This window comes from Tardiphaga sp. 619_E2_N8_4, from assembly GCF_051810905.1.
Taxonomy (GTDB): Bacteria; Pseudomonadota; Alphaproteobacteria; order Rhizobiales; family Xanthobacteraceae; genus Tardiphaga; species Tardiphaga robiniae.
In genome coordinates, this window is sequence record NZ_JBPWQJ010000001.1 from 3175343 (window position 1) to 3201394 (window position 26052).

19 protein-coding genes are annotated in these 26052 nt (G+C 63.0%); 15 read left to right on the forward strand and 4 right to left on the reverse strand.

The window, feature by feature from the left end; all coding sequences use genetic code 11:
* The first annotated feature begins 71 nt into the window (after positions 1 to 71).
* From AB8A23_RS15125 to AB8A23_RS15145, 5 genes are all read left to right on the forward strand, one after another.
* Complete coding sequence (locus tag AB8A23_RS15125) at positions 72 to 947, forward strand: branched-chain amino acid ABC transporter permease (protein ID WP_439059209.1); 876 nt, start codon at positions 72 to 74, stop codon at positions 945 to 947.
* On the forward strand, positions 944 to 2722 hold the full coding sequence (locus AB8A23_RS15130) for a branched-chain amino acid ABC transporter ATP-binding protein/permease (RefSeq protein ID WP_439059207.1): 1779 nt from the start codon (positions 944 to 946) through the stop codon (positions 2720 to 2722). Before AB8A23_RS15125 ends, AB8A23_RS15130 begins: the two co-directional genes overlap by 4 nt.
* Complete coding sequence (locus AB8A23_RS15135; protein ID WP_068735820.1) at positions 2722 to 3465, forward strand: ABC transporter ATP-binding protein; 744 nt, start codon at positions 2722 to 2724, stop codon at positions 3463 to 3465. Before AB8A23_RS15130 ends, AB8A23_RS15135 begins: the two co-directional genes overlap by 1 nt.
* Positions 3466 to 3517: 52 nt before the next feature.
* Positions 3518 to 4603, forward strand: coding sequence for a malate/lactate/ureidoglycolate dehydrogenase (locus AB8A23_RS15140; RefSeq protein WP_068735822.1), 1086 nt, complete (start codon positions 3518 to 3520; stop codon positions 4601 to 4603).
* Between the two features lie 64 nt (positions 4604 to 4667).
* Positions 4668 to 5444, forward strand: a complete 777-nt coding sequence (locus AB8A23_RS15145; protein WP_068735824.1) for an HpcH/HpaI aldolase family protein — start codon at positions 4668 to 4670, stop codon at positions 5442 to 5444.
* 166 nt (positions 5445 to 5610) lie between these two features.
* Here the strand turns inward: AB8A23_RS15145 and AB8A23_RS15150 are convergent, their stop codons facing one another.
* Genes AB8A23_RS15150 through AB8A23_RS15165 form a run of 4 tightly spaced genes read right to left on the reverse strand, consistent with a single transcriptional unit; the run spans position 5611 to position 8713 of the window.
* On the reverse strand, positions 5611 to 6168 hold the full coding sequence (locus AB8A23_RS15150) for a MarR family winged helix-turn-helix transcriptional regulator (protein WP_309948038.1): 558 nt from the start codon (positions 6166 to 6168) through the stop codon (positions 5611 to 5613).
* Positions 6169 to 6172: 4 nt separating this feature from the next.
* Entirely contained in the window at positions 6173 to 6922 is a 750-nt protein-coding gene (locus AB8A23_RS15155) for an ABC transporter permease (RefSeq protein ID WP_439059204.1), read from the reverse strand.
* 1 nt (position 6923) lies between these two features.
* Complete coding sequence (locus tag AB8A23_RS15160; protein ID WP_439059202.1) at positions 6924 to 7745, reverse strand: ABC transporter ATP-binding protein; 822 nt, start codon at positions 7743 to 7745, stop codon at positions 6924 to 6926.
* A complete protein-coding gene (locus tag AB8A23_RS15165) occupies positions 7745 to 8713 on the reverse strand; it encodes an ABC transporter substrate-binding protein (protein WP_439059200.1) in 969 nt (322 codons plus the stop codon). Before AB8A23_RS15165 ends, AB8A23_RS15160 begins: the two co-directional genes overlap by 1 nt.
* 298 nt (positions 8714 to 9011) lie before the next feature.
* On the opposite strand from AB8A23_RS15165, the gene AB8A23_RS15170 reads away from it, so the two are divergent.
* From AB8A23_RS15170 to AB8A23_RS15215, 10 genes are all read left to right on the forward strand, one after another.
* Positions 9012 to 10172, forward strand: a complete 1161-nt coding sequence (locus AB8A23_RS15170) for an FAD-dependent oxidoreductase (RefSeq protein WP_439059199.1) — start codon at positions 9012 to 9014, stop codon at positions 10170 to 10172.
* The gene (locus AB8A23_RS15175; protein ID WP_439059197.1) at positions 10151 to 11101 is read left to right on the forward strand and encodes a polysaccharide deacetylase family protein; all 951 of its coding nucleotides are present in this window, start codon (positions 10151 to 10153) and stop codon (positions 11099 to 11101) included. The genes AB8A23_RS15170 and AB8A23_RS15175 overlap by 22 nt, the downstream gene beginning before the upstream one ends.
* Before the next feature lie 175 nt (positions 11102 to 11276).
* Complete coding sequence (locus tag AB8A23_RS15180; RefSeq protein ID WP_244499825.1) at positions 11277 to 12275, forward strand: Bug family tripartite tricarboxylate transporter substrate binding protein; 999 nt, start codon at positions 11277 to 11279, stop codon at positions 12273 to 12275.
* An 883-nt stretch (positions 12276 to 13158) separates the two neighbouring features.
* Complete coding sequence (locus tag AB8A23_RS15185) at positions 13159 to 14682, forward strand: UxaA family hydrolase (RefSeq protein WP_439059195.1); 1524 nt, start codon at positions 13159 to 13161, stop codon at positions 14680 to 14682.
* Between the two features lie 234 nt (positions 14683 to 14916).
* On the forward strand, positions 14917 to 18204 hold the full coding sequence (locus AB8A23_RS15190; RefSeq protein WP_439059193.1) for a DUF2126 domain-containing protein: 3288 nt from the start codon (positions 14917 to 14919) through the stop codon (positions 18202 to 18204).
* 31 nt (positions 18205 to 18235) lie between these two features.
* Entirely contained in the window at positions 18236 to 20743 is a 2508-nt protein-coding gene (locus tag AB8A23_RS15195; RefSeq protein WP_439059191.1) for a circularly permuted type 2 ATP-grasp protein, read from the forward strand.
* On the forward strand, positions 20740 to 21618 hold the full coding sequence (locus tag AB8A23_RS15200) for a transglutaminase family protein (protein WP_439059190.1): 879 nt from the start codon (positions 20740 to 20742) through the stop codon (positions 21616 to 21618). Before AB8A23_RS15195 ends, AB8A23_RS15200 begins: the two co-directional genes overlap by 4 nt.
* Positions 21615 to 22814 carry an NAD(P)/FAD-dependent oxidoreductase gene (locus AB8A23_RS15205; protein WP_439059188.1) on the forward strand — a complete coding sequence of 400 codons (1200 nt, stop codon included), beginning with the start codon at positions 21615 to 21617 and terminating at the stop codon, positions 22812 to 22814. Before AB8A23_RS15200 ends, AB8A23_RS15205 begins: the two co-directional genes overlap by 4 nt.
* A gap of 32 nt (positions 22815 to 22846) precedes the next feature.
* On the forward strand, positions 22847 to 24229 hold the full coding sequence (locus tag AB8A23_RS15210) for an ethanolamine ammonia-lyase subunit EutB (protein WP_439059186.1): 1383 nt from the start codon (positions 22847 to 22849) through the stop codon (positions 24227 to 24229).
* 225 nt (positions 24230 to 24454) lie between these two features.
* The gene (locus AB8A23_RS15215; RefSeq protein ID WP_089265078.1) at positions 24455 to 26038 is read left to right on the forward strand and encodes a B12-binding domain-containing radical SAM protein; all 1584 of its coding nucleotides are present in this window, start codon (positions 24455 to 24457) and stop codon (positions 26036 to 26038) included.
* The last annotated feature ends 14 nt before the right edge of the window (positions 26039 to 26052 follow it).

The window sequence follows — 26052 nt, forward strand, 5'->3', positions numbered from 1 at the left end:
GTCTGCGCCCAAGCGGGCGCATCCCGGAATGACGAGTTCTTGGCAAAATCACCTCCCACCGAGCACGCCTGATGGATCTGGTACTGCAGTTACTATTTACGGGAATCGGCATCGGAGCCGTCTACGCGCTGGTGGCGCTGGGCTTCGTGCTGATCTTCCGCGCCACCAATGTCGTCAATTTCGCACAGGGAGAGTTCTCGATGGTCGCCGCCTATCTCATGGTGGTCTGCGCCGTCGATCTGGAACTGCCTTACTGGCTGTCCTTCATCATTGCGCTCGCCGGCATGGCGATCATCGGCGTCATCTTCAATCTCGGCGTCTATTATCCGCTGCGCCACCGCACCTATCTGCCTGTCATCATCGCCACCATCGGCGCCTCGATCCTGATGGCCAACGGCGTTCTGGCGCTGTACGGCCCGCAGCCGCAGGTGCTGCCGGGCTGGTTCGATACGCCCGGCATCCAGCTCGGTCCGGTCTATCTCGACAGCCAGTATCTGCTGATCATCGTGGTTACCATCGCGCTGGTTATCTTCAATTACTGGTTCTTCGAACACACCATGATCGGCAAGAAGCTGCAGGCGACGTCGCAGGACAAGGAAATGGCCTCGCTGCTCGGCATTTCCGTCTCGACGATGATCATGGTCACCTTCATCTATTCGGCCGTACTCGGCGGTCTCGCCGGGCTTCTGGTTGCGCCGATCCTGTTCGTGTCGATCCAGATGGGCTCCACCATCGCGCTGAAGGCGTTTGCGGCCACCATCATCGGCGGCTTCGGCGATGTTACTGGCGCCATCATCGGCGGTCTCGCGCTCGGCATCATCGAGACATTTGGCGCGGCCTATGTGTCCGTGCCCTATAAAGACGGCTTCGCCTTCCTCGTGCTGGTGCTGTTCCTGGTGTTCCGTCCGCAGGGCATCTTCGGCGAACGTGTCGCGGAGAAAGCATGAGCACCTCCAGCGACAACATCCCGGCGGTGGTCATCACGCGTCCGAAACCGCTGCTGCTGCGTCACGCGCCGTATTTCATCGGCGCCGCCATTTTGGTCTTTCTGGCGTCGTCGATGCAGTTCGACGGCTACATCCTCAACATCCTGATGCAGGCCACCACCTTCGCCATCGCCGTGTTCGGCCTGTCGGTGGTGCTTGGCCTGTGCGGGCAGATCAATCTGGCGCAGGCGGCCTTCTTCGGCTTCGGCGCCTATGCGGTCGGCATCGGCACCACGGACTATCAGCTCAGCTACTGGCTCTGTCTCGTGGCCGGCTGCGTGATGGCACTGGTCGCCGGCGCGGTCCTCGGCCTGTCGACGCTGCGGCTCGGTGGCCACTATCTCGCGATGGTGACGATCTCGTTCCAGCAGATCGTCACTTTGGTGATGATCAATGCGATCTGGCTCACCAAGGGACCGGACGGCGTGTCGAAGATCGGGCGGCCGTCGCTGTTCCTGTCGTCGCAGTCCTATCTCGCCTTCTGCGTCGCGATGCTGGCGCTGGTCGGCTACATCGTCTGGCATCTGCCGGAGACACGGCTCGGCCGCGCCATGCGCGCGGTGCGCGACAACGAACTGGCGGCCGGTGTCAACGGCATCGATGTGTTCCGCACCAAGGTCTATGCCTTCGCCATATCGGCCGTGCTCGGCGGTCTTGGCGGCGGCCTGTTCGCGGGCGGCTTTGCTTACATCAGTCCGGACCAGTTCTCCTTCGCCGAATCCATCGTGTTCCTGACAATGTCGCTGCTCGGCGGCGTGGCGTCGCCGATCGGGTCGGCCATCGGTACAGGCTTGCTGATCCTCATTCCGGAATGGCTGCGCTTCCTCAAGAGCGTGCCGGGCCTGTATCTCGCCATCTACGGCCTCTCGGTGATCCTGATCATCCGCTTCATGCCGGATGGCATCTGGGGCTTCGTCACCGCGGCCTATGATCGCATGCGCAGCAGCAAGAAGGTGGCTGTGACCAGCGCGCCGCTGCAGCTCAAGCCGGCGGCGACCGGCGGCGACATGGTGCTCGAAGTCACCGGCCTGTCGAAACATTTCGGCGGCTTGAAAGCCGTCGATCAGGTCGACATATCCGTGCGCCGCGGCGGCGTTCACGCGCTGATCGGCCCGAACGGCTCGGGAAAGACCACGACGCTGAATGTGCTGTCGGGTCTCTACAACGCGACCTCAGGCAAGGTGGTGCTGGACGGCACCGACGTCACCACCATGCCGCCGCATCTGCGCGCAGCAGCGGGACTCGGCCGCACCTTCCAGAACATCCGCCTGTTCCGCTCGATGACAGCGCTCGAAAACGTCATCATCGGCGCCGAGCGTCCGGGCAATACGCTCACCGGCAAGGGCGATGAAGCCGCGCTGACCGAGCGTGCGCTGGCGGCGCTGACCTTTGTCGGCCTCGGCCCGCGCGCCATGGAGTTGATCTCCAGCTTCTCCTACGGCCATCAGCGCCTGATCGAGATCGCGCGCGCATTGGCGGCGAACCCGACGCTGCTGCTGCTGGACGAGCCCGCTGCCGGTCTCAATTCGACCGAGAAGCTTGAGCTGCACGAACTGCTCAAGCGCATCGCGGCGCAGGGGCTGACCATCCTGATCATCGATCACGACATGACGCTGGTGTCGGAAGCAGCGCAGCACATCACCGTGCTGAATTTCGGACGGCGCATTGCCGACGGCGAGTCGATGGCGGTGCTGCGCCATCCCGACGTCGTCTCGGCCTATCTCGGAACAGACTGATGCCGCTGCTTGAAATCAACGATCTCAATGTCCGCTACGGCGAAATCGTCGCGCTTCGCGGTGTGTCGTTCAATGTCGAGGAAGGGCAGGTGGTGACGCTGCTCGGCGCCAATGGCGCCGGCAAGTCGACCACGCTGCGTGCGATCTCGGGTCTCGCCAAGCCGGCCTCGGGCGACATCCTGTTCGACGGCAAGTCGATCGCAGGGCTTGGCCCGGAAGCCATCGTGCGGATGGGCATCTCCCATGTGCCGGAGGGCAGGCGGGTGTTTCCCGGCCTGACGGTGAAAGAGAACATCATGCTCGGGGGCTCCAACCGCAAAGCGAGCAAGGCCGAATTGTCTGGTGAAGCCGACGCGATGTTCGATCTGTTTCCCGACATACGGAAATTCTCTGGTGCGCTCGGTTGGACGCTGTCCGGTGGTCAGTTGCAGATGGTGGCGGTCGCCCGCGGGTTGATGGCCAAGCCGCGGTTGCTACTCCTGGACGAGCCGTCGCTCGGCCTCGCGCCGGTCATCGTGCAGGCGGTGTTCCGCATCATCACGGAAATCCGCCTGAGCACCACGGTCTTGCTTGTGGAGCAAAATGCGCGCATGGGACTATCCGTCGCCGATCAGGGTTACGTGCTGGAAACCGGCCGTATCGTGCTTGGCGGCAAGCCGGAGGATCTCTGGGCCAACGAGGCCATCGCGGCCGCCTATCTCGGCGGTCATGGCAAACCTGCAGCGGGTCTTGCGGCCCATTGAGGGTCTTGCACTGACAGTCTCGCTGCCCATCAACAAGGACGAATGTCCCGCCATGGTTACAGTTCAAGTCAACAAGCTCATCGATTTCGTCGCCGACGTGTTCGCCCATGCCGACTCTTCTCCGGAAGAAGCCCGGCGCATCGCGACCTATCTCACGACAGCGAACCTCACCGGCCATGACAGCCACGGCGTCATCCGCGTGCCGGTCTATATCCGCTGGCGCAATAACGGGATGATCACCCCGAACCAGACCATCGAGATCCCCGTCGATACGCCATCGCTCGCCGTCGTCGATGGCCGCTTCGGCTACGGTCAGACGGTCGGCCCACAGGCTGTGAAGCTCGGCATCGAGAAGTGCAAGGCGGCCGGTCTCTCTGCCATCGCCACGAAAAACTCCGGTCACATCGGCCGCATCGGCGACTGGGCGGAAATGGCTGCGGCCGAAGGCCTGGTCTCGATCCATTTTGTCACGGCCGCTGGCTCCGTGCTGGTCGCGCCTTACGGCGGCGTCGAGCGTCGCCTCTCCACCGCGCCCTATTGCGTCGGCATTCCGCGTCCCGGACAGATGCCGGTGGTGTTGGATTTCGCGACCTCGGTTGTTGCCGAAGGCAAGGTGCTGGTCGCCTCGCGCGGCGGCAAGAAGCTGCCGAAGGGCGCGCTGATTGCGCCCGACGGCACGCTGAGCGAAGATCCGGCGCTGCTTTACGGCCCGCATGAGATGCAAGGTCCGCGCGATCACTCCAAGGGCACCGGCGCGATCCGCGCCTTCGGCGATCACAAGGGCTCGGGCCTCGCATTGATCTGCGAACTGCTCGGCGGCGCGCTGACCGGCAATGGTGCCACCAAGTATGATCGGCCTTTCGCCAATGGCATGTTCTCGATCTATATCGATCCGAAGGTGATCGACCCCGCGAACTTCTTCGACGGCGAAGTCGCGCGTTACGTCGACTTCTTCAAGAGCGCCAAGCCGGCCGCCGGCGTCGATGCGGTTCTGATCCCCGGCGACAACGAAGCGAAGACTCGCGCCGAGCGCACCGCCAATGGCGTGCCATTGCCGGATGAGACCTGGGCTGCCATCGTGCAGACCGCCCGCGACGTCGGCGTGAGCGAAGAAGCCGTAAAGAAGGCGACGTCGTAATTTCTCGAACTCAACTCTGCTGCACTCAAGTCATCACTACCAACCAAAAGAAGGACCATCGACGATGGCAAACAAAGTCAAGGAAATCTGGAAGGCGGGCAAGGTTGCCGTCAACGGCTGGCTCGCGATTCCGTCGGGCTTCTCTGCCGAAGTGATGGCGCAGTGCGGTTTCGACAGCGTCACCGTGGATATCCAGCACGGCGTGCAGGACTACATGTCGATGGTGGAGTGCTTCCAGGCGATGGGTGCGCATCCGGTGACGCCAATGGTCCGCGTGCCATGGAACGAGCCCGGCATCATCGGCAAGGTGCTCGACGGCGGCGCTTATGGCGTGATCTGTCCGATGGTCAACACCAAGGAAGAAGCCGAGAACTTCGTTCAGTACTGCAAGTATCCGCCGCGCGGCACGCGCTCGAACGGTCCGATCCGTTCCGGCATGTATGGCGGCGCCGGCGACTATCAGAAGACGGCCAATGCCGACATCATCTGCCTGCCGATGCTGGAAACCAAGACCGCGGTCGACAACATGGAAGCCATTCTCGATGTCGAGGGCATCGATGGTGTCTATGTCGGGCCGTCCGACCTCGGCTTTTCCTATGGTCTGGTGCCGAAGCTCGACCGCGAGGAGCCGGAGATCCTGAAGATCTACGACAAGCTCATCAAGGAATGCGACAAGCGCGGCCTCAATCCGGGCATTCACTGCTCGGGCCCCGTGGGTGCTGCGAAAAACATCGGCATGGGCTTCAAGCTGGTGACGCTGCTCAACGACAGCGGCATTCTCGCCACCGGCGCGAAGAGCTGGGTCAACGACACCCGCAAGGGTTCGGGCGGCAAGGCGTAACGCCAAGTCCTCGTCGTTCCGGGGCGCGCGCCGCAGGCGCGCGAACCCGGAACCTCGCAATGAGAGCCGCCTCTTTCCGCGCGTGGTGTAAGAGGTGATGAACATTCTGAGATTCCGGGCTCCGCCCCGCCGCCTGCGGCGTCGGTCCGTCCCCGGAATGACGGTGTTAAAGGCGTCCGTCGATCACATCCGCAAAACGCATCAGCTCCTGCATCAGCAACTGCTGCCCTTCGAGTCCGAGCGGTGCCAGCAACTCCCGCTGCACGTCGAACACCCGCGGGATCGCTTCATTGATCACGGTCTCGCCCGCCGAGGTAAGCTGCACGCGCAGCGTCCTGCGATCGTTCGGCTCCGGCAACCGTGCTAGATAATTCTGCGCCTCAAGCTTGTTGAGCCGGCTGGTCAGGCCTGCGCCACTGAGTAGCAGCGATTGGGCGATCTGCTTCGGCGACAGGCTGTAGGGCGCGCCGGCGCGGCGCAGCGCCGTCAGCACATCATAGGTGCCACGCGTCAGTTCGAAGGGCGCGAGCGCCTCGTCGATGAGGGCTGTACATTGCATCTGAATCCGGCCGATCAGGCCGTAGATGTGCACCGGGCTGGGGTCGATATCCGGCCGCTCCGTCTGCCACTGCGAGAAAATGGCATCGACCTGTTCGCGCATTGCCGCGCGCGCGCGTGTCGGGCGACGCGAGGGTGGTTTCGATCCAGATGTCTCGTCAGTCATGGTCTCACGGCGTCCAGTCGATCACACGTCGTTCGATAAACTCGATGCCGTGAAACAGCGCAATACTCAACACGGTGAGCAGCGCGATAGCGGCGAAAGCGAGCGGCGTCTGCGATTGCGCGGTGGAGGTCAGGATCAGATAGCCGAGCCCGTCCTGCGCGGCGACGAATTCGCTGATCACAGCGCCGATCACGGCGAAGGTCACCGCCACCTTGCAGCCGGTGAAGAAGTGCGGCAGCGCCACGGGAACGCGCAGCCGGCGGAACACCATATGCGGCGAGGCGCCGAGCGAGCGCATCAGGTCGAGCATGGTCTTTGGCGCAGCCTCGAAGCCGGCAACCATGTTGACGAGGATCGGGAAGAAGCAGACCAGCACCACGACCAGGATCTTCGGCCATTCGGAGAGGCCGAACCACAAAATGATCAGCGGCGCCACGGCGACCTTCGGCACTGACTGCAGGCCGAGCAGGATCGGATAGATGATCCGGCGCGCCAGTGGATTGAGGCTGATCAGGATCGCCAGCGGCAGCGACAGCGCGATCGCCAGCACGAAGCCGAGCACCGTTTCACGGAGCGTTACTAGCGTATTGGAGGCAAGCTCCGGCGCCCACTTTACGGCTGAATGATAGATCTCCAAAGGCGCCGGCAGGATCCAGGTCGGAATCTTCAGGACGTCGGCGATAAGCTCCCAGCCGATCAATAGTGCCAGATAGATCAGCGGTGTGGCGGCGCGGTCGATGAAGCGCGAGATCATGTCAGTCACCCGTCCGGTTGAAGATGATGTCGCGGATCTGGTTCTTGATCTCCTGGAAGCGCGGCAGCTTCACCGTGTCGGCATCGCGCGGACGCGGCAGATCGATGGTGATGTCGGCACGGATGGTGCCGGGGCGTTCCGACATGATCAGCACGCGGTCACCGAGCAGGATCGCCTCCTCGATGTCATGGGTGATGAGCAGCGCGGCACGGCCCAGTTTCTGCCAGAGGCGCGAGAGTTCGAGCGACAATTCCTCGCGAGTGAGCGCGTCGAGCGCGCCAAAGGGTTCGTCGAGGAGTAGCAGGCGCGGATCGGAGATCATGGCGCGGCAGAAGGCGGCGCGCTGCTTCATGCCGCCGGACAGTGCCTGCGGGCGCTGATGGGCGAAATCCTTCAGGCCGGTGAGTTCGAGCAGTTTCAGCGCGCGCTCGCGCGCGGCGGCTTTCGGCAGCGCTAGCACGTCGGCGGGAAGCAAGACGTTGTCGAGCACGCTGGTCCATGGAAACAGCACGTGCTCCTGAAACACGATGCCCACTTCATGCGATGGGCCGTCGAGCGTCGTGCCATAGCGCTGCATGGTGCCGGTGTCCGGCATTTCCAGCCCGGCAACGAGGCGCAGCAGCGTGGACTTGCCGCAGCCTGATGGGCCGACCACCGAGACGAAACTGCCGGGATCGATGCGCAGGTCGACCGGTCCCAGCGCATGCGTGGCCTTGCCGTCGCGGCCCGGATAGGTCTTGGTGACGCCCTTGAGATCGATCGCAGGAACCACCGCCGCGGCAGTCCGCGACGGCGCATCATTGTGTGCGGGGATCGCCGTCATCAGTCGATGAAGCCCGGCGCGAACAGGTCTTCCGGTTTCACGGGATTCTTCAGCGTGAAGTTGGCCGACATCACATCGACGGTGCTGGCGATGCTCTTCGGGTCGATATGGCCGAGCGATCCCTTCACCTCTGCGAGTTCCTTCACCAGCCTGGTCTCGCCTTCGATCACCGCCGGCTGCAATTCCTTCTGATACTTCGCCATGATGGTGGCGGCTTCCGCCGGATTGGCGAAGGCGTCCTTCATGCCCTTGATGGTGGCGCGGACGAAGGCCTTCACCTGATCCGGGCTCTTCGCGATCATCTCCTCGGAGGCGATCAGGCCGTTGCCGTAATAATCGAGATTGGAGTCGGCGTAGTTGATGCGGGTGACTTCCTTCGGCGCCACGGCTGCTGCAATCAGCGGCTCGCCGACCGAGAACTGGCAGATCGCATCCGCGCGGCCATTGGCGAGCAGCGACGGCAGCGCCGAGCCTTCGGCGACCACCCACTTCACCTTGCTGGCGTCGATGCCGGCGGCCTTGGCGAAAGCCGGGAACAGCAGGCGCACCGAGCTCGATGCGGTGTCGGCGACGGTCTTGCCTTCGAGATCCTTCGGCGAATTGATGCCGCTGCCCTTGATGGCGAAGATTGCCTGCGGCGGTTTCGCATAGACCACCGAGACCAGCTTCACCGGCACGCCGTCATTGCCGCGCGCCAGTACCAGCGAACCGGCATCGGCGAAGCCGAAGGTGGCGACGCCGGCAGCAACCTTCTTGATGGCGTCGGCGGAGCCCTGGCCACGCACGAAGGTCACGTCGAAGCCCTCGGCCTTGTAGTAGCCCTTCTCGCGGGCGACGTAGAAATAAGCGTGGCGGCCGTTGAAGCCGAAATCGGTGATGAAATTGATCTCGGCAGCCTGCGCGCTGGAGATGCCGGCCGTAGCCAGGGTCGCGAGCAGGACGGCGGTGAGGCGAGCGCGGAATTTCATGGTCTGACCTTCAGTGACAGGTGAGGAGGAGGCCGGCTTTCGGTGCGCAAGCGGCGCAGCCAAATTCGTTCGCAATCGAATAAATGCTAAGGGCGGCTTTGATGAAGATCAACGGCGGCGTTGCCCAAAAACTCATCGAGATAAACGAAATTCCGCGCAAAATCCGCGCATATGGCTTGTTTCTGAGGCGGCCTATGCCGTTGCTTGACAGCCGTGATCGGCCCGTTCTATGCGAAATCGTTAGCTATCGAATTATCTGCAGCCCGGACGCTGTGGCGCCGCAGGAACGAGGTGAGAGATGGATCGCGGAACACGGATCGCCGTTCTCGGCGCGGGTCTCGCCGGATTGACGGTGGCGGGGCTGCTGCAGCGCGCCGGCTTCCCGGTCGCGGTCTATGAGCAGTCGCCGAGTTTTTCGCGCATCGGCGCCGGCATCATTCTTGGCGCCAACGTTTCCAAGGTGCTGCGACGGCTCGATCTCGAAGACGCCTTCGCCGCCACCGGCATTCGCCCCGATGCGTTTCTCAGCCGTGCATGGGATACGGGCGAACAGCTTTACAGGCTCGATTTCGACGCGGAATGCGAAGCGCGTTTCGGCGGCCCCTTTGTCAATATCCACCGCGCCGATCTGCATCAGTTGCTGCAGCGACCGCTCGCGCCCGGCACCATCCGTTTCGGCCACAAGCTCACCGGCATCGCGGAGCGCGGCGACGCGCTCACCTTGGACTTCGAGAACGGCACAAGCGCGGAAGCCGATATCGCCATCGGCGCCGACGGCATTCGCTCCATCACCCGCGAACTCATCCTTGGCGCGGAAGAGCCGCGCTTCATCGGGCGTTCTGCACCGCGCGCGGTGTTTCCGGCCAGCCGCATCAAGGGTGACCCTATCGACGACTGCACCAAGTGGTGGGCGCCCGACCGGCATACGCTCGCTTATTACATGACGCCCGACCGCAACGAGGTCTATGTGATGGCCGCGCTGCCTATGGCGCGCTGGGACGGCGACGGTTCACCGGTGAAGGGCGACCGCGACGAATTCATTGCCGCCTTCGACAGCGCGCATCCCGATCTCAGGCGCGCGGCGGAAGCGGCGGAGGATGTCACCGTGTGGCCGATCTACGACCGACCGCGCAACGACACCTGGCACAAGGGCCGCGTGGTGCTGATGGGCGATGCCTGCCATGCGGTGCGTCCGTTCATGGCGGCTGGTGGCTCGGCGGCCATCGAGGACGCCGCGATCCTCGGTCGCTGCATCGCCGAATTCGGCGATCCCGCTACGGCCTTCGCGCATTACACGATGATCCGCATCCCGCGCGTCGCCGACATCCAGCAGATTTCCATCGCTAATTCGTGGATGCATGGCCCGACCGAGACCGACTGGTTCTTCGGCTATGATGCCTGCACCGTGCCGCTCGACCGAGCCATTCCGGAGGCCCTATGTCCGAATTTGCAGCGATGAAGCCCGGCGACATCCGACCGGAGCCGATGATCGAACGCGATCTCGTCGGTTACGGTGCCACGTCACCCGATCCGCGCTGGCCGAACGGCGCGAAGATCGCGGTCAGCATCAGCCTGAATATCGAAGGTGGCGGCGAGTCCACGCTGGTGAATGGCGATGCAGTCTCCGAAGGCATGCTGAATGACATCGGCGTGCCGACGAAAGAGGGCGTTCGCGTTCCGCTGGTGGAGTCCGTGTTCGAATATGGCAGCCGTCGCGGCGCCTGGCGCATTCTCGATGTGCTCGATCGCTTCAAGGTGCCTGTCAGTATTCTCGGCGTCGCGCGGGCGATGGAGCAAAATCCGGAGCTGGCGAAAGCCTGCGTTGCGCGCGGTCATGAGATGGTCAGCCACGGCTATCGCTGGATCGACTATTGCCCTGTGGACGAAGCGACCGAGCGTGCGCATATCCTCAAGGCGATCGAGATACTTACCGAGCTGACCGGCAGCCGTCCGCTCGGCTGGATGACCGGCCGCCCCGGTCCCAACACGCGGCGGCTGATCGCGGAGGAGGGCGGTTTTCTCTACGATCGCGACTCGCTCGCCGATGAACTGCCTTACTGGGTGAAGACCGAGCATGGCCCGTTTCTCGTCGTGCCTTACTCCTATGAATCCAACGACAATCGCTTCAACGAGAATTCCGGCTTTTCGACCGGCGAGCAGTTCTTCACTTACATGCGCGATGCCTTCGACGTGCTCTACGCGGAAGGCGTCGCCGGCGCGCCGAAACTGCTGTCCATCGGTTTGCATGACCGTTTGATCGGCCGTCCTGGCCGTGTTGGCGGGCTCATCAAGATGCTCGAACACATGAGCGCGCATGATGGCGTATGGTTCTGCCGCGGCATCGATGTCGCGCAGCATTGGCGAACGCATTTTCCGCCGAAGCCATGACGCGCCGCTGACGGCCGGGCAATATTCCGGCTGATGGCATGCACGCCGGAGGCGGCGTTGCTGCAAGTGTTCTCAGAACGTCTGTGCGTGCCACTGCTGCTTTGCCTTCGCAGGCGAAGCCGGTCATACTCGATACACTTATCCGCAGAGATAAGATCAAATCAGGAGGATGATCGTGCGAAACAACTTGCGTCTGCTCAATCGACGCCAATTCGTCACCGCGGGCGCAGGCGCTGCTGCATTGTTGAGTGCGCCGTCACTCGTCCGCGCCAATAGCTGGCCGACCAAGCCGATCAAGATTCTCGCGGGCTCCGCGGCCGGCGGCCAGACCGATCAGTTCTCGCGCGTTTATGGCGAGTATCTGTCGCGTGAACTCGGGCAGACCGTGGTGGTCGAGAACAAGGCCGGTGCCGGCGGCGCCGTTGCAGCGATGGAGCTGAAACGCTCCGATCCCGACGGCCACACGCTGATGATCTGCAACACCACCGCCTATATGCTCAATCCCGTTCTCATCAAGGACATCAAATACAGTGTCCCGCAGGACTTCGCCTGGGTCGCGGTGATGCCGGGCGGCAGCCTGCCGCTGATGGTGAGCGAGAAGGTCGGCGCGAAGACGCTGAAGGACTTCATCGACTATGCGCGCAAGACCGAGAAGGTGAATGTCGGTACATATGCGTCCGGCTCCTTCGCGCATATGGTCATTGTCGAGCTCAACAAGCAGTACGGGCTGAAGATGGAAGCGGTGCATTATCGCGGCGAGGCGCCGATGTGGCAGGATCTCGCCGGCGGATCCATCGATGCCGGCATCGGCAGTTACGCCGCGGCACTGCCGGTGCTGCAAACCGGGAAAGCGCGCGCCGTCGCGGTGTCGCGCCGCCGCATCAAGGATCTTCCCGACGTCGGCACATTCCTCGAACAGGGCGCAACCTCACGCGCGCACAGCCTGCTGACCTTTCAGGGATGTGTGGCTCCGGCGAAGACGCCGCCGGAGGTCGTCGCAAAACTGTCCGCGCTGTTCGTTGGCGCCGGCAAGAGCGATCGCGTGCGTGAACTCCTCAAGAGCCAGGGTATCGACGAGGGCCCGATGACGCTGGAAGCGAGCCAGGCGCTCTACAAGGAAGAGGCGCCGGTCTGGGCTGAGCTTGCGGCGAGTCTGGGGCCGCAGCCGCAGTAGGTTGGGTCTGGAGGCACTCTGGCAGTCCGGCCCGCCACACACTCGTCATTCCGGGGCGCACGAAGCGGCGCAGCCGCGTAGTGCAAACCCGGAATCTCGAAGTGTTCGGCGTGATCGGAGACTCCCATGCTGGGATTCCGGGTTCGCGCGCGCAAAGATGCGCGCACGCCCCGGAATGACGAGTGGGGGCGGTAAGCTCACCCCTAAACATTTTTTCCTATACATCATTGACAACATCCCCATCAGGTTTATATTCCCCGTTGTCCTGCCCCACCGAGAGGGGCGATCGCGATCGTCACGTTCGCGGGGTGGGATGCGGTGGACGCCGGAGATGCGGCGTCACGCGGTTCATGGGGGACGTCTGTCTTCGGGCAGGACGGATCTGCGCCAGCACTGCCACTGGCAAGGAGACGGCCGACCTTCGGATGGAAAGAGCCCTGGACAGTGTGACGGACGACCAAATCGAAACGCGTTCGGCCAAGTGCTTTGCGGCTACCCTGTCCCTCCGCCCTGGGACATTAATTTTGGTGATGGGACCGTTCGCCATGGCAGATGTGCAAGCAACCGAAAAAACACCGCAGGCGGAACGTCGGGCACTTGCTCGGCGCCTCCGAAAGTCCTGATGCACACTAACCTGCGGAAGACCGCATCGCATCAGGCCCAAGGGTGCAACGGGCACCCGGCGTTCCGCACGCCCTCTCGCAAGAGGGTGGGAATGCAAAGGACGACGGCGCCCCCGCGCCGCAAACAATGGGGGCGATGACGCATGTCTGATCGGCGTCATCATGGGCCACAGCGGGGCTGACGCCGCCTGCGTCTTTCAGCTAGAGTCATTCCAAACAAGAGGTCTGCCAGACCACAAAACGCGCGCGAGGAAATCCCGATGGCTCCATCTCCCGTCATTCGTCTGCATGACAACGACGCCGTATTGATCGCGCGTACCACGCTGCTGCCCGGTATCGAGGTGACGACAGGCGTCGTGACGTCGGAGCGCATCCCCGCGGGCCACAAGGTCGCGATCCGGCCCATCGCCACTGGCGAGGAGATCCGCCGCTACGGGCAGATCATCGGCTTTGCCACGCAGCCGATCGCGCCGGGCCAGCATGTCCATACGCAGAACATGGGCATGGGCGATTTCGATCGCGACTATGCTTACGGTGTCGACGTCAAGCCGACGCCGAATTTCGATCTGCCCGCCACCTTCATGGGTCTCAAGCGCAGCGACGGCCGCGTCGCCACGCGCAACTATATCGGCATCCTCACCTCGGTGAATTGCAGCGCGCATGTCGCCAGCATGGTTGCCGACGTGTTCAAGAAGAATCCCTTCACCGGGCACAATCCGCTCGCCGACTATCCCAATGTCGACGGCGTCGTTGCGCTCACGCACAAGACCGGCTGCGGCATGACGCAGGACGAGCCACTCACATTGTTGAGGCGCACGCTCGGCGGCTATGCGCGGCACGTGAACTTCTCCCATGTGGTCGTGCTCGGCCTCGGCTGCGAGATCAACCAGATCGGTGGCTTGATGCAGGAGCAGAAGCTCGCAGGACGTCTGCGCGAGATGCAGATCCAGGAGATCGGCGGCACCCGCAAGACCACCGAGGCCGGCGTCGCCTTCGTCAATGAAGTGCTGGCCGATGCCAACAACGTCACGCGCGAGGAAGTCTCTGCCAGCGAGTTGACGGTCGCTCTGCAATGCGGCGGCTCCGATGGCTATTCCGGCATATCAGCCAACCCGGCGCTCGGCGCGGCGAGCGATCTGCTGGTGCGTCATGGCGGCACCGTGGTGCTGTCGGAAACGCCGGAGACCTATGGCGCCGAACATCTGCTGACGCGCCGCGCGGTGTCGCGCGAAGTCGGCGAGAAACTGGTCGGGCTGATGCGCTGGTGGGACGCCTATTGCGAACGCGAGGGCGCCGAGATGAACGCCAATCCGAGCCCCGGCAACAAGGCCGGCGGCCTCACCACCATTCTCGAAAAATCTTTGGGCGCTATGGCCAAGGCCGGCTCGACCAATCTCGTCGATGTGCTGAACTATGCCGAGACGATCACCAAGAAGGGTTTTGTGTTCATGGACACGCCCGGTTACGACCCCGTTGCTGCGACAGGGCAGGTCGCCGGCGGCGCCAATCTCGTCTGCTTCACCACCGGCCGCGGCAGCGTGTTCGGCTGCAAGCCGGCACCGTCCATCAAGCTCGCCACCAACACGCCGATGTTCAAGCGCATGGAAGAGGACATGGACATCAATTGCGGAACCATCCTCGATGGCGACGAGACGGTCGGGGAATGCGGCCAGCGCATCTTCGAGCTGATGCTCAAGACCGCTTCCGGCGCGCCGACCAAGAGCGAAAGCTTCGATTTCGGCGGCGCGGAGTTCGCGCCCTGGGTGCTCGGCGCGACGATGTGAGGGGGACCGCTGCTCCGTCCTCATCCTGAGGAGCGGCGCACTTGCGCCGCGTCTCGAAGGATGGCCCAGCACTCCGATTCATGGTTCGAGACGCGTGCCAAGCGGCGCGCTCCTCACCATGAGGGCTGAGTTAGGCGAAGCGCCCCCAATCGAGGCACATCGTGCCCGTTGTTAGAGCTTGATCCCTGGCACCTCCGGTGTTCTGCTTAAAAAAGCTGCTGGAGTTGCGCCACTGTGTCGATCTTCGTCGCACTGAACCACGTCACCCATTACAAATATGATCGGCCGATCACGCTGGGGCCGCAGACCATCCGGCTGCGACCGGCGCCGCATGCGCGCACGCCGATTCTGAGCTATTCGCTGAAGGTCACGCCGACCAATCATTTCGTGAACTGGCAGCAGGATCCGCAGGGCAACTGGCTGGCGCGCTTCGTCTTTCCGGAACCGGCCAACGAATTGAAGATTGAGGTCGACTTCACCGCCGAAATGACGGTGATCAATCCGTTCGACTTCTTCGTTGAGCCTTATGCCGAGACATTTCCCTTCGCCTATACCGACGACCTGAAGAGCGAACTCGCGCCTTATATGGCGACGACGGAGCCGGGTCCGCGCTTCACGGCCTATATGGCAGAGATCGCGAAGGAAGCGCCGAACACGGTGAACTTCCTCGTCGATCTCAATGCGCGCCTGCGCGAGAAGGTCAACTACATCATCCGCATGGAGCCCGGCGTGCAGTCTCCGGAAGAGACGCTGCTGTCCGGGGCGGGCTCATGCCGCGACTCTGCGTGGCTGCTGATCGAGACACTGCGCCATCTCGGTCTCGCTGCACGTTTTGTCTCCGGCTATCTGATCCAGTTGCGGCCGGACATCGATCCGATCGAAGGGCCGCCCGAAGTCGAAGCGGACTTCACCGATCTGCACGCCTGGGCCGAAGTCTATATCCCCGGCGCCGGCTGGGTCGGCTTCGATGCGACATCGGGCATGTTGACGGGCGAGGGACACGTCCCCGTCGCGGCGACGCCGCATTTCCGGTCGGCGGCGCCGATCTCGGGTATGGCGGGTTTCGCCGAAGTCGAGTTCGCGTTCGCGATGGGCGTCAAACGTATTCGCGAGGCACCGCGGATCACCAAACCGTTCTCGGATGAATCCTGGGCAAGACTCGATGCGCTCGGCGAAAAGGTCGATGCCGATCTCAAAGCCCATGACGTGCGTCTCACCATGGGAGGCGAGCCGACCTTCGTCTCCGTCGACGATATGGAATCGCCGGAGTGGAATACGGCCGCCGTCGGCCCGACCAAACGCGGCCTCGGCGACGATCTGATCCGCCGGTTGCGGACGCGCTTCGCGCCGGGTGGCCTGATGCATTACGGGCAGGGCAAATGGTATCCCGGCGAAAGCCTGCCGCGCTGGGCGTTCGGCCTGTATTGGCGCAAGGACGGCGTGCCGATCTGGAAGAACGACGCACTGATCTCGCGGATCGAAGGCCCGCGCAGCGCCGATATCGGCGGCGCCGAGCGCTTCGCCGAAGGCACGGCGCGGCGGCTTGGCCTACCGAAGGACTATGTCATCCCGGCCTTCGAGGATCCCGTCTATTGGGAGCAGAAGGAATCGAACCTGCCGAACAATGTCGTGCCCGGCGACTCCAAATTGCCCGATCCGGAGGAACGCGCGCGCATGGCGCGGGTCTTCGAACATGGACTCGACAGGCCGAAGGGGTTCGTGCTGCCGATCCAGCGCTGGAATGCGGAGACGGCCGCGGACAGACGCTGGCGGTCCGAGCGGTGGAAGCTCCGCCGCGGCAACCTGTTTCTGACACCCGGCGATTCACCGATGGGCCTGCGCCTGCCGTTGTCGTCGCTGCCGCATCTCACCGAAGAGGAATATCCGTTCATCGTGGAGCAGGATCCGCTGGAGCCGCGTGGCGACATGCCGGTGTTCGACGAAATCGCGTCTGCGGAAAACCAGCCTGCCGCGCAATACGTCCAGGAGCAGCAGATTCGTTCCGGCGGCGTACGTACGGCGATGTCGATTGAAATTCGCGACGGCATTCTCTGTGCCTTCATGCCGCCGGTCGAGAAGTTTGAAGATTATCTCGAACTGGTGACGGCGCTGGAGGCGACGGCCGAAGAATTGCAGATGCAGGTGCATGTCGAAGGCTATCCGCCGCCGTTCGATCCGCGCGTCGAAGTCATCAAGGTGACGCCCGATCCCGGCGTGCTGGAGATCAACATTCATCCCGCTTCGAGCTGGCGCGAAGCCGTCGACACCACGACATTTCTCTATGAAGAGGCCGCGAAGACACGGCTCGGTGCCAACAAGTTTCTGCTTGATGGCCGTCACACCGGCACCGGTGGTGGCAATCACGTCGTGGTCGGCGGCAGCTCACCGGCGGACTCGCCGTTCCTGCGTCGGCCGGATCTTCTGAAGAGTCTCGTGCTGTACTGGCAGCGCCACCCGTCGCTGTCCTATCTGTTCTCCGGCATGTTCATCGGTCCGACCAGTCAGGCGCCGCGCATCGATGAAGCGCGGCATGATGGTCTCTACGAACTGGAGATCGCACTGGCACAGGTGCCGCCACCCGGTGGAAAGGCGCCGCTGTGGCTGGTCGATCGGCTGTTCCGGCACATCCTCGTCGATATCACCGGCAATACCCATCGCGCCGAAATCTGTATCGACAAGCTCTATTCGCCCGATGGCACGACAGGTCGTCTCGGCCTCGTCGAATTCCGTGCGCTCGAAATGCCGCCCGATCCGCGCATGTCGCTGGCGCAGCAGCTCCTGATCCGCGCGCTGATCGCCCGGATGTGGCGCGAGCCGCAGGACGGCAAATTCGTCCGCTGGGGCACGGCGCTGCATGATCGCTTCATGCTGCCGCATTTCCTGTGGGAGGATTTCCAGGACGTGCTGAGTGAACTCGGCCGGTCCGGTTACGAATTCTCCAAGGAGTGGTTCGAGGCGCAGCTCGAATTCCGCTTTCCCGTGTTCGGCCACGTGACCTATGGCGGCGTCACGCTGGAAGTCCGCCAGGCGCTGGAGCCCTGGCATGTGCTGGGCGAGGAGGGCTCGGCCGGCGGCACCGTGCGCTATGTTGATTCCTCGGTGGAGCGGCTGCAATTGAAGGCCAACGGCTTTACGCCGGGGCGGCACATCATTACCTGCAACGGCCGGGCGCTGCCGATGACCGAGACCGGCCGGGCCGGCGAGGTGGTCGCCGGCGTCCGTTTCAAGGCCTGGCAGCCGGCATCCGGCCTGCATCCGACGATCCCGGTCCATGCGCCGCTGGTTTTCGACATTTATGACAGCTGGAATCGGCGGTCGCTCGGCGGCTGCGTCTATCATGTGGCGCATCCCGGCGGCCGCAATTACGAGACAAAACCGGTCAATGCCTACGAGGCGGAAGCTCGCCGGCTGGCCCGTTTCGAGGAGATCGGCCACACGCCCGGCGAAATCGCTCCGCCAAGGGCAGAACGCACACTTGAATTCCCATTGACCCTCGACTTGCGAACGCCTCTCCTGCATTGAGAATGCAGGCAGTTTGGGCTGGAGAGTCGGAATGACGGGACAGGCCGGTCAGGGGAAAAAGCCCCGTCCGGGACATCGTAAAGTCGCGCAATGGACCCGCGACTACGAGCGGCTGCCCGGGATTCCCGACGAATTCATCGCCCAGGACGGCACGCCGCGGGAGGTCTGGACGCGGTTCTTCGAGGCCTTCGGCGCCATGGCGCCCGTCGAGATCGAACGCCGCTTCGGTTCCGCCGACCGTCATCTCCGGGAAGCCGGCGTCACCTACCGCGCGCCCGGCGAAATCGCCGACCGGATCTGGCCGCTCAGCCATGTGCCGCTCCTGATCGACGAATCCGAATGGCTGCAGATCTCGGCGGCCATGACCCAGCGCGCCGAGTTGCTGGAGAAGATTCTCGGCGATCTCTATGGCGATGCCAGCCTCGTCGCGTCCGGCGCGATCCCGGCGGCGGCGATTGCCGGCAGCTCCGAATATCTGCGGGCAATGCGCGGCGTGAAGCCGCCGGGCGGCCGCTATCTCAACGTCTATGCGGCCGATCTCGGCCGCGGTCCCGATGGCCGCTGGTGGGTGCTCGGCGATCGCACACAAGCGCCGTCCGGCATGGGCTATGCGCTGGAAAACCGGCTGGTGTTGTCGCGCGCCTTCACCGACCTCTACAAATCGATGAATGTCGAGCGCGTCGCGCCGTTCTTCGAAGCCTTCCGCGACAGTCTGCGCGCGTCGGCCGATCGTGACGAACCGCGGGTCGGCCTGTTGTCACCGGGGCCGTTCAGCGAAACCTATTTCGAACACGCGACATTGGCGCGCTATCTCGGTTTCCTGCTGGTGGAAGGCGATGACCTCGCAGTCTCAGGCGACCGCGTGCACATCCGCACTGTGGCCGGCTTGAAGCGCCTTGATGTGCTTTTGCGCCGGGTGGATGCCAATTCGCTCGACCCGCTGGAGCTCGATGCCTCGTCGCAACTCGGCGTGCCCGGGCTGATCGACGTTGTCAGAAAGAATGGCGTCGTCGTCGCCAACATGCCGGGCTCCGGCGTGATGGAAGCGCGCGCGCTTTTGGGTTTTCTGCCAAGCTTGAGCCGGAAGCTGCTCGGTGAACCACTCAAGATGCCGCATATCGCGACCTGGTGGTGCGGCCAGAAATCGGCGCGCGAGGAAGTGCTGGCGCGGCTCGACGACTTTGCGATCGAAGGCGCCTATGGCGGAGCGGTGCCCGGTTTCCCTGGCTACTCGCCGGTGCTGCCGTCGCAGCTCTCGCCAAGCGAGCGCGAGCGTCTGAAGGCGGCGATTGCCAATCGCGGTGTCGATTATGTCGGGCAGGAGCTGGTGCAGCTTTCGACCACGCCGGTCTGGGACAATGGCCGGCTCGCGCCGCGTCCGTTCGTGCTGCGCGTCTTCGCGGCGGCGACGCCTGAGGGCTGGACCGTCATGCCCGGCGGCTTCTGCCGTATTGCGGATCAACCGGATGCCCGCGCAGTCTCCATGGGTGCCGGCGCGCGCGCAGCCGACGTCTGGGTGGTGGCCGACAAGGCCGTTGCTGCATCGACGCTGCTGCCGGCCGTCGACAATGTGCGTATCCGCCGCATCGCCGGCTGGGTGCCGAGTCGCGCCGCCGACAATCTGTTCTGGCTCGGGCGCTATCTCGAGCGCGCGGAGTCCACGCTGCGTCTGATCCGTGCACTCAGCGTGCCGCAGCGCGATCCCGGCAAGGGCGGCGCCACCGGGCAGCAATCGATCGAGCGCATCCAGCGTATGCTGATGACCTGGGGCGCGACATCGCTGACATCACGTTCGCAGCCGGCGAAGGTCGCCGCGCAAGCCTTGCAGAGCGAGGAGCAGTTTGGCTCAGCGCTATCGCTGGTGCGCTCGGCATTGCGGACCGCAACCTCGCTGCGCGAACGGCTGTCCCCCGACGCCTGGCAGGTCATCACCGAAATGGCCGAGCGGCTTGCGCATGAAGTCGAAGATGACGATGACGTCGTCAGTGCGGCCGAGCTGACCTTGCAGGAACTGGCGAGCTTCGCCGGTCTCGCGCAGGAAAACATGAACCGTGCCGCCGGCTGGCGATTCCTCGAAATGGGCCGCCGTGCCGAACGCGCCATCAACACCACGCGCTTCGCGCGGCAATTCGCATCCGACGAGGCGACGAGCGACGATCTCGACATCCTGCTGACGCTGGTGGATTGCCAGATCACCTATCGCTCGCGCTATCTGGTCGGTCCGCTATTGGCACCGGTGCGTGATCTCGTGGTGCTCGATCCCTATAACCCGCGCTCGGTGGCGTTCCAGGTCTCGGCACTAAATGATCACATCGCCAGCCTGCCGACGCTGAAGGAGAACGGCCTGATGGAACGGCCGCAGCGGCTGGCGGTGGCGCTGCGTTCGTCGCTGGTCACCGGCGAGGCATCCGAAATCCACACCAAGTCACTGTTTGCGCTGGAGCAGGATCTGCTGACGCTCGCGGATTCGATCGGCCTGCATTACTTCCCGCACGGCGCCAGCGCATCGCGTCCTGAAAAGCTGACGGGGCTGGCGTGATCTACGAAATCCGCCATGTCACGACCTATAGTTATGAAAGCTCTGTGAGCTATGCGCGCTGCTCGCTGCGGCTGCAGCCCAATAGCAGCGCCGGGCAGCAACTGGTCTCGCACAGCGTCGATATCAAGCCGCTGCCGGCGGCCCGCGCCATGCGGACGGATTTCTTCGGCACGCCGACGGAAAGCGTGTTGATCGAAACCCCGCATCGGGTGCTGCGGATCGACAGCCGGTCGCGCGTCTATGTCGAACGTTTTGCGCCGGGTCGCGGTGATGACAGCCCCGCCTGGGAAAGCGTGCGCGAGGCGGCGTTCGATTCCAGCGACCTCAGCGGTGCCTCGCCGATTGGTTATGTCTTCGCCAGTCCGCTGGTGCCGATCATCGATGCCGTCACGGACTATGCGGCGGTGAGCTTTACCGAAGGCCGCGGGATTCTCGCCGGCGCCGTCGACCTGATGCACCGCATCCGCACCCAGTTCAAATACGATCCCAAGGCCACGGTGATCTCGACGCCGTTGCAGGAGGTGCTGGATAAGCGCCACGGCGTCTGTCAGGATTTTGCGCATATCATGATTGCGGGCATGCGCGGCCTCGGCCTGCCTGCCGCCTATGTCAGCGGATATCTGCGCACCATTCCCCCGCCGGGCAAGGAACGCCTGCAGGGCGCCGACGCGACCCATGCCTGGGTGTCAGTCTGGTGCGGCGAAGAACTCGGCTGGATAGGCTTCGATCCGACCAACGACATTTTGGTCGAGAACGATCACATCGTGCTGGCGATCGGCCGCGACTTCTCCGACGTGTCGCCGGTCGATGGTGTGATCGTTGGGGCCCGCAAGCAGAAGCTCGCCGTTGCCGTCGATGTGCTGCTGCTGGAATGACCATCGTTCGTCGCGCGCATAACACGGCCGACATCGTCATTCTCGGTGCCGGTGCGGCCGGCCTGATGTGCGCCGGCATTGCGGGGCAACGCGGTCGCTCGGTGATGCTGCTTGAGCAGGCGAGGGCGCCGGGCGAGAAGATCCGCATCTCCGGCGGTGGGCGCTGCAATTTCACCAACCTGCATACGACGCCAGCGAATTTCCTGTCGCAGAATCCACAATTCTGCAAATCCGCACTGAAGGGGTTTACTCAGCAGGACTTCATCGCGCTGGTCGAAAAATATCGCATCGCCTATCACGAGAAGACGCGCGGGCAATTGTTCTGTGATGGTTCGTCCCAGCAGGTCATCGACATGCTGCTGGACGAAAACCGCCGCAGCGACGTGCAGATGCGGCTCGGCGTTAGCATTCTCGGCGTGACGAAGAACGACAGCGGCTTTGTGGTCGCGACTGATCAGGGCGAGTACCGGAGCCAGTCGCTGGTCGTCGCCACCGGCGGGCCGTCGATCCCGAAAATGGGCGCCAGTGCCTTCGGTTACAAGCTGGCGCAGCAGTTCGGGCTGAAGATGATCGCGCCGCGCGCCGCACTGGTGCCATTGACCTTCGACGTTGCGGCGCTTGCGCAATTCAAGGATCTGGCGGGCGTTGCCGTCGATGCCGTGGTCAGTGTCGGCAAGACCAAATTCGACGAGGCGCTGCTGTTCACCCATCGCGGTCTCAGCGGTCCGGCGATCCTGCAGATTTCATCCTATTGGCGGGACGGGCTCGATGTCGTCATCGACATGGCGCCGACGCGCGATGTGCTCGCCGCCCTGAAGGAGGCACGCCGCGAACGTCCGCGGCAGGAACTGGCGACCGTGCTCGGCGATATCTTGCCGAAACGACTGGCCCAGATGGTTGCGGACAGGATCGTCGGCCCGCCGCGGCTGGCGGATTTTTCGGACAAGCTTCTGGCGTCGGTGGCGGCAGCGGTGAAGGAATGGCGCGTACGGCCGAACGGCACCGAGGGTTATCGCACGGCCGAGGTAACCCTTGGCGGTGTGGACACCACAGAACTGTCATCAAAAACGTTCGAAGCGACATCAGTGCCGGGGCTGTATTTCATCGGCGAAGTCATCGATGTCACCGGCCATCTCGGCGGCTTCAACTTCCAGTGGGCGTGGTCTTCCGGCGTTGCCGCGGGGCGGCACGTCTAGACAGCCTCCGGCGAATATCCAACAATCCGGCCATGATCTATCGCCACGCCATCGGTGACCATACGCATGTCTTCGCGGATCTGCGCGACCTCATGGCCAAGGCAACGCCGCCGCGATCCGGTGATCGGTTGGCCGGGATTGCAGCCGAGACCGCCGAGCAGATGATCGCGGCGCGGATGGCGCTCGCCGACGTGTCGCTCAGGCAATTCCTGCAGGAAATGGTCGTGCCCTACGAGGACGATGAGGTCACGCGTCTTGTCGTCGATACGCATGATGCCGCCGCATTCTCCACGATCTCGTCGCTGACCGTCGGCGGCTTTCGTGACTGGCTGCTGTCAGATGCGGCCACGCCGCAAGTCCTTCAGACCGTCGCCCGCGGCATCACCCCGGAAATGGCCGCCGCGGTCTCGAAGCTGATGCGCAATCAGGACCTGATCCTGGTGGCCAGGAAGTGCGAGGTGATCACGCGCTTTCGCAACACGATCGGTCTGCGCGGGTGCATGAGCGTGCGGTTGCAGCCGAACCACCCGTTCGACGATATCAGGGGTATCACGGCATCCATTCTCGACGGGCTGATGCTGGGCTCGGGCGATGCCTGTATCGGCATCAATCCGGCAAGCGACGATCCTGCAGTGCTGGGCGGGCTGGTGCGGCTGCTCGACGATGTCATCACCAAGCTGGATATTCCGACCCAAAGCTGCGTGCTCACCCATGTCACGACCAGTCTTGATCTCATCAACCAGGGCGCCCCGGTCGATCTGGTGTTTCAGTCGATCGCCGGGACCGAAGCCGCCAATAAGAGCTTCGGCATCGATCTGGCGATCCTGAAGGAAGCTCATGCCGCCGGGCTTTCGCTGAAACGCGGCACGCTCGGCCAGAACGTCATGTATTTCGAGACCGGGCAGGGCTCGGCTCTGTCGGCCAACGCCCATCACGGCGTCGATCAGCAGACTTTGGAGGCACGGGCCTATGCAGTTGCGCGGGCGTTCGACCCATTGCTGGTGAACAGCGTCGTCGGCTTCATTGGGCCGGAATATTTGTATGACGGCAAGGAGATCATCCGTGCCGGGCTGGAGGATCATTTCTGTGGCAAGCTGCTTGGCCTGCCGCTGGGCGTCGACGTCTGTTACACCAACCATGCCGAAGCCGATCAGGACGACATGGACAATCTGCTGACGCTGCTGGCCGCGGCCGGTGTGACTTTCGTGATGGGTGTCCCCGGCGCTGACGACGTGATGCTGAACTACCAGTCGACGTCATTTCACGACGCGCTCTATATCCGCGACCTCTTTGGGCTCAAACGCGCACCGGAATTCGACAACTGGCTGCAGCGGGTCGGGCTCTCCGGAGCGGACCTTCGCATTCGCGACCGCGAAGGCCTGCTGCCCGATCTGGCCGCACGTCTGATCGCCTGACGTCAATAAACCGTCATAAGGCTTGGCGCTTTGTGCGCACTTGCGCGGAGCTGGTCACGACCTTGTCACCGCCCGCCACAATCTTGAAGAAATTCTGGCCCAGATTCAGACGTCGTGATTAGATCGCTCAAAGTATTCGGCAGGAGTGGAACGGTTTTAGCTCGGCGACGTTATTGAAGGTTCAGCGCTTATGGGGACCGCTGATGCATTCACAGAGGAATTTTGATGAGAGCTGAGGGCAGGCAGACGGTCCGGCGCATCCTGTGCGTCTTTCCGCGATACACGTCTTCATTTGGCACGTTTGAATATTCATATCCTCTGACCGACGGCGTTCAGGCCTTCATGCCTCCCCAGGGCTTGCTGCTGATTGCCGCCTACATGCCCGAGAACTGGGAAGTCCGTTTTATCGACGAGAACATTCGCGCCGCCACGCCCAATGATTTCCTGTGGGCCGAAGTGGTGCTGGTGTCAGGCATGCACATCCAGCGTACGCAGATGAACGACATCTGCTACCGCGCACATTCCTACGATCTTCCGGTGGCGATCGGAGGGCCGTCGGTCTCGTCATGCCCCGATTACTACCCGGCTTTCGACTATCTCCATATCGGCGAACTCGGTGATGCCACCGATCAACTGATCGATATCCTGGAAAAGGATACGTCGCGCCCCGACCAGCAGGTCGTGCTGAAGACCACCGACCGTCTGGACATGACCAGGTTTCCGATTCCGGCCTATGAACTGGCCGATATTCCGCGCTACTTCCTCGGCAGCATCCAGTATTCTTCGGGCTGTCCATATCAGTGCGAGTTCTGCGATATCCCCGGTCTGTACGGTCGTAATCCGCGCCTGAAGTCGCCGGAGCAGATCACCGCTGAACTCGACAAGCTGCTCGAATGCGGCATCATGGGCTCAGTCTATTTCGTCGACGACAACTTCATCGGCAATCGCAAGGCCGCACTCGATCTGCTGCCGCATCTCGTCGAGTGGCAGAAGAGGACCGGTTTTGTCTTGCGCCTGTCCTGCGAGGCGACGCTGAACATCGCCAAGCGGCCGGAAATCCTTTCGCTGATGCGCGAAGCCTGGTTCGGCACGATCTTCTGCGGCATCGAGACGCCCGATCCCGTCGCCCTCAAGGCGATGAAGAAGGATCACAACATGATGGTCCCCATCATGGAGGCGATCGAGACGCTGAACAGCTTTGGCATGGAAGTCGTGTCCGGCATCATCCTCGGCCTCGATACCGACAAGCCCGAGACCGGCCAGCATTTGCTCGAGTTCGTGGAAACGTCACAGATACCGCTTCTGACCATCAATCTGCTGCAGGCGCTGCCGCAGACGCCGCTTTGGGACAGGTTGAAGAAGGAAGGACGCCTGAACGAGGACGAGGGCCGCGATTCCAACGTCGACTTCCTGTTGCCGTATGAGGACGTGGTGAAAAGCTGGCGGCGCGCCATGGGCAGTGCCTATGTGCCGGAAAAACTGCTCGAGCGCTTCGAGTACCAGATCCGCCATACCTATCCGAACCGTATCAAGCCGCCGATCGGGGCCATGCTGACCTGGAAGAGCATCCGGCTCGGGCTGGTGATGTTGCGCAACATCTTCTGGAAGGTCGGCGTGCTTGGTGATTACAAGCGGGCGTTCTGGAAATTTGCGCTCCGTCGGCTGGCGCGCGGCGAGATCGAGTATCTCATCAGCGGGATCATGGTGGCGCACCACCTGATCAACTTTGCCCGCGATGCGTCCGGTGGTCAGACCAACGCGTCCTATTATTCGTTGAAGCTGCAGGACGCTGCCGTTCCGGCCGAATGAGCGATAGGCTGGCG

Excerpts from the sequence above, each read along its gene's own strand:
- AB8A23_RS15125 (WP_439059209.1), top strand. The coding sequence starts at position 72 with ATGGATCTGGTACTGCAGTTACTATTTACGGGAATCGGCATCGGAGCC.
- AB8A23_RS15135 (WP_068735820.1), top strand. The coding sequence starts at position 2,722 with ATGCCGCTGCTTGAAATCAACGATCTCAATGTCCGCTACGGCGAAATC.
- AB8A23_RS15195 (WP_439059191.1), top strand. The coding sequence starts at position 18,236 with ATGACGGGACAGGCCGGTCAGGGGAAAAAGCCCCGTCCGGGACATCGT.
- AB8A23_RS15170 (WP_439059199.1), top strand. The coding sequence starts at position 9,012 with ATGGATCGCGGAACACGGATCGCCGTTCTCGGCGCGGGTCTCGCCGGA.
- AB8A23_RS15165 (WP_439059200.1), bottom strand. The coding sequence starts at position 8,713 with ATGAAATTCCGCGCTCGCCTCACCGCCGTCCTGCTCGCGACCCTGGCT.
- AB8A23_RS15175 (WP_439059197.1), top strand. The coding sequence starts at position 10,151 with ATGTCCGAATTTGCAGCGATGAAGCCCGGCGACATCCGACCGGAGCCG.
- AB8A23_RS15130 (WP_439059207.1), top strand. The coding sequence starts at position 944 with ATGAGCACCTCCAGCGACAACATCCCGGCGGTGGTCATCACGCGTCCG.
- AB8A23_RS15205 (WP_439059188.1), top strand. The coding sequence starts at position 21,615 with ATGACCATCGTTCGTCGCGCGCATAACACGGCCGACATCGTCATTCTC.
- AB8A23_RS15155 (WP_439059204.1), bottom strand. The coding sequence starts at position 6,922 with ATGATCTCGCGCTTCATCGACCGCGCCGCCACACCGCTGATCTATCTG.
- AB8A23_RS15150 (WP_309948038.1), bottom strand. The coding sequence starts at position 6,168 with ATGACTGACGAGACATCTGGATCGAAACCACCCTCGCGTCGCCCGACA.
- AB8A23_RS15140 (WP_068735822.1), top strand. The coding sequence starts at position 3,518 with ATGGTTACAGTTCAAGTCAACAAGCTCATCGATTTCGTCGCCGACGTG.
- AB8A23_RS15145 (WP_068735824.1), top strand. The coding sequence starts at position 4,668 with ATGGCAAACAAAGTCAAGGAAATCTGGAAGGCGGGCAAGGTTGCCGTC.
- AB8A23_RS15185 (WP_439059195.1), top strand. The coding sequence starts at position 13,159 with ATGGCTCCATCTCCCGTCATTCGTCTGCATGACAACGACGCCGTATTG.
- AB8A23_RS15160 (WP_439059202.1), bottom strand. The coding sequence starts at position 7,745 with ATGACGGCGATCCCCGCACACAATGATGCGCCGTCGCGGACTGCCGCG.
- AB8A23_RS15215 (WP_089265078.1), top strand. The coding sequence starts at position 24,455 with ATGAGAGCTGAGGGCAGGCAGACGGTCCGGCGCATCCTGTGCGTCTTT.
- AB8A23_RS15210 (WP_439059186.1), top strand. The coding sequence starts at position 22,847 with ATGATCTATCGCCACGCCATCGGTGACCATACGCATGTCTTCGCGGAT.